The following is an 8165-nucleotide window of genomic DNA, read 5'->3' on the forward strand; positions in this document are numbered from 1 at the left end:
GCCGAAGACGGAGTTGAACCGGACCTTGAGCGACGCGATGCCGGTGCGTTCGATCTCATCCTGCTGGAGTTTCGCGATCCAATCCTTGCCGCCGCGTGAAGCGTTGCGCAGTTCGTCCAGTCCGGCGTCGAAGCCGTCGCGGATCAGGCCGCCTTCCTTCACCGCGAGCGGAGGCTCGTCCGCGATGGCACGCGCGATGAGTTCGACGAGGTCGGGCAATTCGCTGATGAGTGACGCCAGCTCCAGAAGCAGAACGAGTGCGCCGCCCGCTCCGGGTGGCTCTGTCCCCTCCCTCATCTCTTGCACTGCGCGGAATTCATCACGAGACAGGCCGGATGCCTGTCCCGCGCTGTGCAACGTGTCCTTCAGCGCCGGAATTTGTTCGAGGGCAAGGCGGAGGGCGAGCAGGTCGCGCCCGTTGCCGGTGCCGACACTGAGCCGGTTGATCGTCCGCTCCATGTCGCGCACGTCGGTCAGGTACCGGCGGAAACTTTCGAGTGCGGATGGATTGTCGATCCACGCCTGCACGGCCTCCTGCCGGCGTCGAATCGGCCCGACCGCCGCGAGCGGTTGGGAGAGCCAGTCGCGCAGGCGGCGCGCGCCCATTGGTGTCACCGTGCGGTTGACGGCAGCGTAAAGCGAACCCGGATTTGTCGCGTCGCGGTGGAGCGGCTCGAGGATTTCGAGATTCCGCAGCGTGACGGCGTCGAGCGCGAGGTAATCGGTGCATTGGTAGAACGAGAGCCGCGTCAGATGCGCCACGTCGCGCCGGAGGTGGTGCGCCAGGTAATGCAAGACGGCGCCCGCCGCGCCGGTGCCCGCCGCGCGGCTTTTGAATCCAAAACCGTCGAGCGAGGCAACCTTGAAATGATCGCGCAAGGTGAACTGCGCGGTTTCGGGTGCGAAAACCCAGTCTTCATAGACGTTTACAAGGGGGAAGGCGGCCTGCAACAGCGCGCGAAGCGAGGCCGCGTCGCCCGGGAGGATGACTTCCGCCGGGCGCAATCGCTCCAATTCGGCGAGCAGGGCAGATTCGGTTTCGACTTCCGTCGCCTTGAAGTCGCTGGTGGTGAAGTCCGTAAACGCGAGGCCGAAGGCGCCGCCAACCCGGCAGATCGCGGTGAGGTAGTTGTTCCGTCCGGCGGTCAATATTCGCTCGTCGAAGTGCGTGCCCGGGCTGAGGATCTGCGTCACCTCGCGTTTCACAAGCTGGCCAGGACGCGCGTCCTCCGTCTGATCGCAGATGGCGACCTTGCGTCCGGCTTTCAGGAGTTTCGCGATGTAACCGCCGGCTGCGTGAAACGGAATGCCGCACATGGGAATGACGCCGCGCCGGGTGAGCGCGACGTTGAGCAGTTGCGCGCCGGTCTGCGCGTCTTCGAAAAAAAGCTCATAGAAATCGCCGAGGCGGAAGAGCAGCAGCGCGTCCTTGGGAAGTTCACTCTGGATGCGCCGGTACTGCGCCATCATCGGCGTGAGTTGGGCGTCGCTGCTCATGGTGTCGCACACGCTAGCGGAAAAATTTTTCCGGTCGAAGGAAATTTTTTACGCGTCCAGGAAATTGTGAAATTAAAACTGGTCAGAAATTTTTTTTTCCTCTACAAATTGACGGCAGACCAGACGCGAACGCTCTTTCAAAAAATTTTGGCGACAGTTTTGGAACCCAAAAACAGAACGGAGGTGAGAATCTGTGGCCGCTAAAAAGAAAAAGAAAGCTGGCAAAAAAAAGAAGTAGTCGTTTCTTAAAACTCAAACGCAGGACGACAGGTTCCGGCAGCAGAAGTTGCCGGCCTGTCGTCCGGGCTGTTCGCGGGCCGCCCCGCTCCTAGTCGCGCATGGCCAGATTGATTTTTGACATCGAGACCTCCGCGCTCCCGCGCGAGAGTTTCGATGAGACGCAGCAAGAGTATCTTTTCCGCGAGGCAGAAAAACTTCCCGACGCCGCGGCCCGCGAAGCCCGGCGTGCCGAAATCCTCCTGCAATTCAACCTGTGGCCGCTTACCGCGCAGGTGGTGTGCATCGCCATGCTGAATGCGGAGACTGCGCGCGGACAGGTTTTGTTTCAGGCCGGGGACTTTCAAGAGGGCGCGGACGAAGCCGCGGCGGTCAGATATGTTCCCTGCGCCGACGAGGCGGAGTTGCTCGGGTCCTTTTGGGAGATTGGGAAGAAATACGGGCACGTCGTCACCTTCAACGGCCGCGGCTTCGACGTGCCGTTCATTTATCTGCGCTCGGCGATTCTGAATGTGCCGATCACGCGCAAGGACTGGCTCGGCTACCGTTTTCAAACCGACCCGCACTGCGACCTTGCGGAACAGCTCACTTTCTACGGTGTCAGCGGACGGGAAGGCGCGGCCCGGCGCTTCAATCTTGATTTTTATTGCAAGGCGTTCGGCATCGAGTCGCCTAAGAGCCACGGCGTCACGGGGATGGACGTCAACCGGCTGCTGGCCGAAGGCCGCTTCCGCGACATCGCAGAGTATTGTTTGCGCGACGTGCAGGCTACGCTGGAGCTCTACAATATTTGGAAGGAACGGCTGGCCGGCATCAAGTAATGTGCATTATCAGAGAGCGCCTGTCCGATGAAACCCGCCGCGTTGTCCAAACGTTACACCGTGGCAATCGTCGTCCTGCTCGCCCTCACTACGGCGGGATGGTTTGTCTGGCACACACGGGAACCGCACTACGAAGGCCGGGCGGTCAGCTACTGGGTCGAGCAGCTGCTTCACGATAATTCCAAGGCGCGGGAGGCTTTGCGCAACATCGGCCCGGCCGCCGTGCCGGCCCTCGCTCGCGTGGTGAACAGAAGGAGAAGTCCGTTCTGGGCGCACCTTGAAAAGTGGCGTCCGAAGTTGCCGGCGTTTATCGCACGCAAAATACCCAATCGGGCGCTCGACCAATTGCTCCAGGAACGCGCGATCGATGTCCTCTTTGGCTTCGGGCCGGCCGCGGCGCCCGCGGTCCCGGCGCTGGTCGGAGTGGACGCCAGTTTGAACGATTTTATCGGTTTCGGTTCCGCCGGACTTGCGCATGCGACCCTGCTGCAAATTGGCCCGGCCGGATTGCCTTACTTCATCGAGCTGTTGAAAAGCGTCGACCCGAACATCCGCGCGAAAGCCGCGTCATACATCGGACATCTTGGTTCGCAAGCAGGCCCGGCTGCTCCCGCACTGGCCAGGGCGCTGACGGACTCGAACCCGTCGGTGCGCAACTCCGCAGTCACCGCTCTCGGCCAGATTGGTGCGCTGGCTGGCGCCGCGCTTCCCGGGCTCAAAGCCGCGTTGGGCATGTATGATGATTCCTTCCGTCTGGCGGTGATTGACGCGCTTTGGAAGACTGGCCGCGAATCCACGACCACGGTGCCGATCCTGATCAGAATTCTGAGCGATCAAAGAAATCCAAACCGCGCCGGCGCTGCGACGCTGCTCGGCGAGTTTGGCCCCGCTGCCAGGGCTGCGCTACCTGCCCTGACGAACGTGCTCGCTGAAGAGTTCAGCTACACGCGGGTCAAAGCGGAGGAGGCGCTGCGGAAGATTGACGCACAGCCGGCAACGGGAGCAGCGCCTTGAACCGCGACCGGGACGCGGTTGCTTTTTCAAGGTGATTCGCTATTCTTTGCGCTGCCTGCCCGCGCAAATCGCGGCTCATGAAGGCCGAACACCATACCGACAGGAAACCGGCGTTCACCGGACAGGGATTCACACGTATCGAACTGATGGTGGTGATCGTCACGGTCGGAATTCTCTCCTGCCTGGTTTTGCCTGTGCTGGCGAAATCAAACACCGGCTCGCATGGAGCCGTTTGTTTGAACAATCACCGGCAGCTGGCGAAAAGCTGCATTCTTTACTCCCAGGATTTTAGCGATCGTCTGCCAAATAATTATACCATTCCCGACACGGAGCTCGCCATCACTTCGAAAAAGTTCGACAACTGGGCCAATAACATCATGACGTGGGGTGCAACCGGAAGTGTGGACGATATCAGCAATACGAACGTGGATTGGGCGCAGAACGGGCTGCTTTCACCTTATCTCCACACCAACATCAGCGCTTTCAAATGTCCCTGGGATATTTATCTCAGCCCGGCTCAACGAGCCAGGGGTTGGAACGCGCGTTTGCGAAGTGCCTCGATGAATGGTTTGTTCGGACGCTCAGATAACTTGGCGAATACTGCGACAGGCAGGGCGTGGTTTAACCCAAGCTACCGGCAATTTCTAAAAACGACAGATGTTCCCAGCCCGGCCATGACGTGGCTGACAATCGACGAACAGGCAGACAGCATCAACGAAGGCTTCTTCATCAACGCGATCGACGCAACCCAGTGGGGAGACATCCCTGCCTCCTACCATGATGGTGCGTGCGCCTTTTCCTTTACGGATGGGAACGTTGAAATACATAAGTGGCTGAGCGCAACGTCGCGATATCCTGTCAAATTCCTTTTTTCAACGAGGCCATTCGACGCTCAGGGCAGGAGGGATTTTCAGTGATACAAAGATCGTTTGCAGCTTGTACTCTTCAGATAAAATGCTTCATGTTGAGAAATCACGCCGCGAATTTTATTTCCCTGCAGCCCACTTCAGCGCATTGCGCAGAATCGTCTTGTAAGCGTCCAGATCGTGAGCGCCACCGTCATGCCCAAGCGCGATGCACACAATGCGCGCCCTGGGATGCTTCACAATCCAGACGGAAGGGTAGGTCCTGCCCGTGACAAGGTTTTTTGCAGTGGCGAGCACTTCAATCGGCGTGCCGGCCTTGTCGGGCTCGAAATGATAAAGCTCGTCGCTGATTTTGAATGAGTCGGGCACGGAGTTCATGATCGGATGTTGCGGCTTGTCCACATGAACTTCGAATTCGCCATATTTGTCGTGGCTGCGCGCGCCGCCGCCCACCAGCGCGCGATTGTATTCCGGCCAGTCAGGCCAGTTGTACCAGAGCGCGGGATGCACCAGCAGCAGACCCTTGCCGGTGTTGGCAAAATCAAAGATGGCCCTGCGCAACGCGGCGTTTGTCATGGGCTGGTTGTTGCTGAGGTACAGCACGTCCAGTCCACCGAGCGCGCCGAGAATGTCGTCCGGCTTGTCAGTGTAACGAACCGGGGCTCCGGTGCTGCCGAGCGTGGCGGAATCCGCGGTGTCAAACCATTTCTTGAAATCATGTGAACTGCCGCCACCGACAATCAAAACGCTGGCTCCCGCAAGCCGGGGTCCGCCGGCGGGAACTGTGTGCTCCCGCGCGCCGGAAGTTCCCTGTGAACTCCCCTCCGCTGCCGCAGTCTCCGCAGTGACCGCCACAAACGTCGGCGCAACCGCATTGTCGAAACTCTCCAGGGCGAGGCTTTCAATCACCCCCGGGCGCGCCAGAGATTTCGTGAACCAGCGGACCTGGCCGTGGGCGAGCAAACCCGGCGCAGCCTTTGATCCCGGCACGTCCGTGTCGCCGTTGTAATCGGCGATTTCCACACCATTCTTCAAAACGAATTCCTCGCTCCGCTCATCGGCGAAGCGAACCGTGATCTTCGCCACCGGCAGATTCTTGCCGGGGTCGCCGCCAAACGGCCAGGCCCAGCCACCCACGCCGCCGAGAAAATCCAGCCGGCTTGCAGCGATGCCGATATTCTTCACCTCCACCTTTTGGGGCATCGTCTTCGCCACGCCGTTGCCGCCCTTGAGCACGATCAGGTTGTTGCCGGTGGCCGAGCGCGCCGGCGCGACGACGTCGAACGGCACGTCATCCACCTTGACGAGGCCGAATTTCCTGAACTTGAGTGTTTCGTCCAGTGACTCGGTGCGCGAATAGATGCCGCGCGCGCTGTTCGCGGTGAATGCGCCCGAGAGATCAATCAACCGGTACTTCGACTCGTCGGCGCAGATATACGCAAGCAGATCACGCAAACCTTCGCCCCCGAGCGCCTCGAAGCCCTCGGGCATCAGCGACCGGCCGGTGGAACGACGGCTCTTGATGTTGTCCTTGCGTATTGTGAAGTCGCCGGTCGCGTTGCGCAAAAGCACCTCCGTGCTGTTCTCGCGCTCGACGATGCCGTCGTAGGACAGGTCGTCCTTCGTCTCGATGCTGACGCTGACGAAGTTGGGCTCGACGAGCCGGTTTGGATCGACGATATGAACCAGCAGTTCCCCCGGCCCGTGCGCGCCCATGCCGGTCAGGTTCGGCGCCAGATTGCGGCCCTCGTTCTTGAATGTGTGGCATCCGGCGCAATTCGCCAAAAACAACTTGTGGCCATTCCCGACGTCGCCCGGTTTCTCAACCTCCGGCTTGAGTTGGGCAAGCAATTTGTCCTTTTCCTTCTGTTCGGGGCCTTTCAACTGATCAATCACCGCGTTGGCGCGGCTGGCAACCGTTTTGTCCGGATGCGTGCGCAGGCGGTGCAGATTCGCCGGACCGAGCAGCAGCAGATCAATTTTCCTGTCGGCCAGCGCCCGCACGAGCGCGAGCGACCAATCCGCGCGTTTGAACAACTGGCCGAGCAGGGCTTCGTGCAATTCGCCCGGGACCCGCGTGTAGGCGGCGATCAACTCGCCGCCGGCCGCGGCGTCGCCTGTTGAGCCGAGTGCTTCGATGATGCGTTTCTGCAAATCGGTTGAGGCCGGCGAGCCCAGAAGTCCGGCGGTGTTCGGGACGATGGTCGTGTCGAGGTTGCGGACACCAAGCAGGTTCGCGGCAACCTGACCGCGCTGATCATCGGGCAGAGAGGCGTCCTGGAGTTTCTCGGCAAGCTGAACGATGACCGGCTTCAAATCGGAGGCGAGCGCGCCGGTCTTGTCCCAGCGCGCGATCAGCGGCAGTGCCGCGCCCGGCAGCCCGGGCTTGGGTGAGGCGAGCAGCGACTTGAACGCGTTTTGAAGATCGCCCGACCACGCCGGAATCAGGTCACTTTTCAGGTTGGCGACCAGACTTTCGAGAGCAACCTGTTTCAGGCCGTCGGCGCCGGCTGGCTGCCGGGCGAGCAGCTCGACAAGCTTCGTGACACCGGCCGGCTCGTGACGGTTGGCGAGCAGCCGAACGACATGGGAAACGAACGGGGCGAGGAACGCCGGGTCCTTCGCGTTGAACGAGGCTTCGACGAAGAGCAGCGGGTCATTCGCGGCCACACCCAAGGCTGCGGATTCAAGATACGGGTCCTTCAGGTCGGGTCAGAGCGGGACGACGGCACGCGCGATTTCCGGGGAAGGCTCGAAACTGGCCAACGCGATCAGAGCATTTAACAGGACGCGTGCGTTGGAATCGCTGAGACCCGCAAGAACGGCGTCTCGCCGGATGGTGTCGCCTCCATTTTTGCCTTCAGCAACGAGTCGCAGCGCATTCTTTCGGAGGACGGGGTCTTTGGCATCGAGTGCGGACAGCAGCAATGAACCATTCAGTCTGCCCAGATCATTGAGCGTCCAAAGCGCGTTGATGCGCGCGTAGGGCGTCGAACCCGATTTCACGATCCTGGTCAACGCGGGGATCGCTTTGACGCCAGCGCCTTCGCCGAGCAGCCTTTGCGCCGTGCCCCGCACCCAACCATTGGGATGTTCCAGTGCTTTCACAAGGTCCGCCGGCTTCTTCGAGTCGAGTTTGTAAGGTGGCAGTTTCCTGGCTTCCTTGTGTTGTACGCGCCAGATGCGGCCGAAGTGATGGTCGCGGTCGGGGCGCGTGGCCGCGTTGTGCGCGCCGTGGGCCGGCCCACGCGTGTCATTATGGATCGCCGCCTGATTGTAAAAATCCACAACGTAAAGCGCCCCGTCCGGACCGACGCGTGTGTGAATTGGCCGGAACCAGAGATCCGTGCCAGCGATGAACTCGGTTTCCTCGCGGCCGGGTTCCTTGCCGGCGACGTAGGTGACGCCCTCCGGCCTCGGCCAATCGTTATGCACGAGGCTGACGGTAGGCTCGGAAAGGAAGTGCGTGCCGTTGAAACGATCCGGCCAGGCGCCGCCGTTGTAGATGCATGAACCGGCCGCCGCCGTGAACATGCCCACCCAGTCAATCTGAACATACGCGGGACGTGTGTGATGCACGGCCGGGAAGACCTTCTGGTGATCGGGGATGACCGCAGAGGCGCGAATGCCACCAACGCTTCCACGCGCCAGGGCTTTCTCCGACATCACGATATGCAGCAGGTGCTCGCCGCAAGTGGCCGTCGTGTAAAACATTTCTCCGTCCGGCGCG

Annotated in this window: 6 protein-coding genes; 3 read left to right on the plus strand and 3 right to left on the minus strand. The window is 60.7% G+C overall.

What is annotated here, in order from left to right; translation table 11 throughout:
- Positions 1 to 1497 (minus strand): DNA mismatch repair protein MutS (locus VN887_20180; GenBank protein HXT42337.1); only part of this gene is annotated, 1497 nt, incomplete at its 3' end.
- Between the two features lie 338 nt (positions 1498 to 1835).
- Here VN887_20180 and VN887_20185 point away from each other — a divergent pair.
- The 3 genes from VN887_20185 (at position 1836) to VN887_20195 (ending at position 4486) form a co-directional block, all read left to right on the plus strand.
- Positions 1836 to 2555, plus strand: a complete 720-nt coding sequence (locus VN887_20185; protein ID HXT42338.1) for a ribonuclease H-like domain-containing protein — start codon at positions 1836 to 1838, stop codon at positions 2553 to 2555.
- A gap of 27 nt (positions 2556 to 2582) precedes the next feature.
- Positions 2583 to 3569, plus strand: a complete 987-nt coding sequence (locus VN887_20190; protein ID HXT42339.1) for a HEAT repeat domain-containing protein — start codon at positions 2583 to 2585, stop codon at positions 3567 to 3569.
- A gap of 77 nt (positions 3570 to 3646) precedes the next feature.
- Positions 3647 to 4486 carry a hypothetical protein gene (locus VN887_20195; protein HXT42340.1) on the plus strand — a complete coding sequence of 280 codons (840 nt, stop codon included), beginning with the start codon at positions 3647 to 3649 and terminating at the stop codon, positions 4484 to 4486.
- 69 nt (positions 4487 to 4555) lie between these two features.
- On the opposite strand, the gene VN887_20200 is transcribed toward VN887_20195, so the two are convergent.
- Positions 4556 to 7105: a ThuA domain-containing protein gene (locus tag VN887_20200; GenBank protein HXT42341.1), complete on the minus strand. Its 2550-nt coding sequence runs from the start codon at positions 7103 to 7105 to the stop codon at positions 4556 to 4558.
- Positions 7106 to 7147: 42 nt separating this feature from the next.
- Positions 7148 to 8165: hypothetical protein (locus VN887_20205; GenBank protein ID HXT42342.1), on the minus strand; the 1018-nt coding region annotated here is incomplete at its 5' end.

Origin of the sequence: Candidatus Angelobacter sp. (assembly GCA_035607015.1) — a bacterium.
Lineage (GTDB): Bacteria > Verrucomicrobiota > Verrucomicrobiia > Limisphaerales > AV2 > AV2.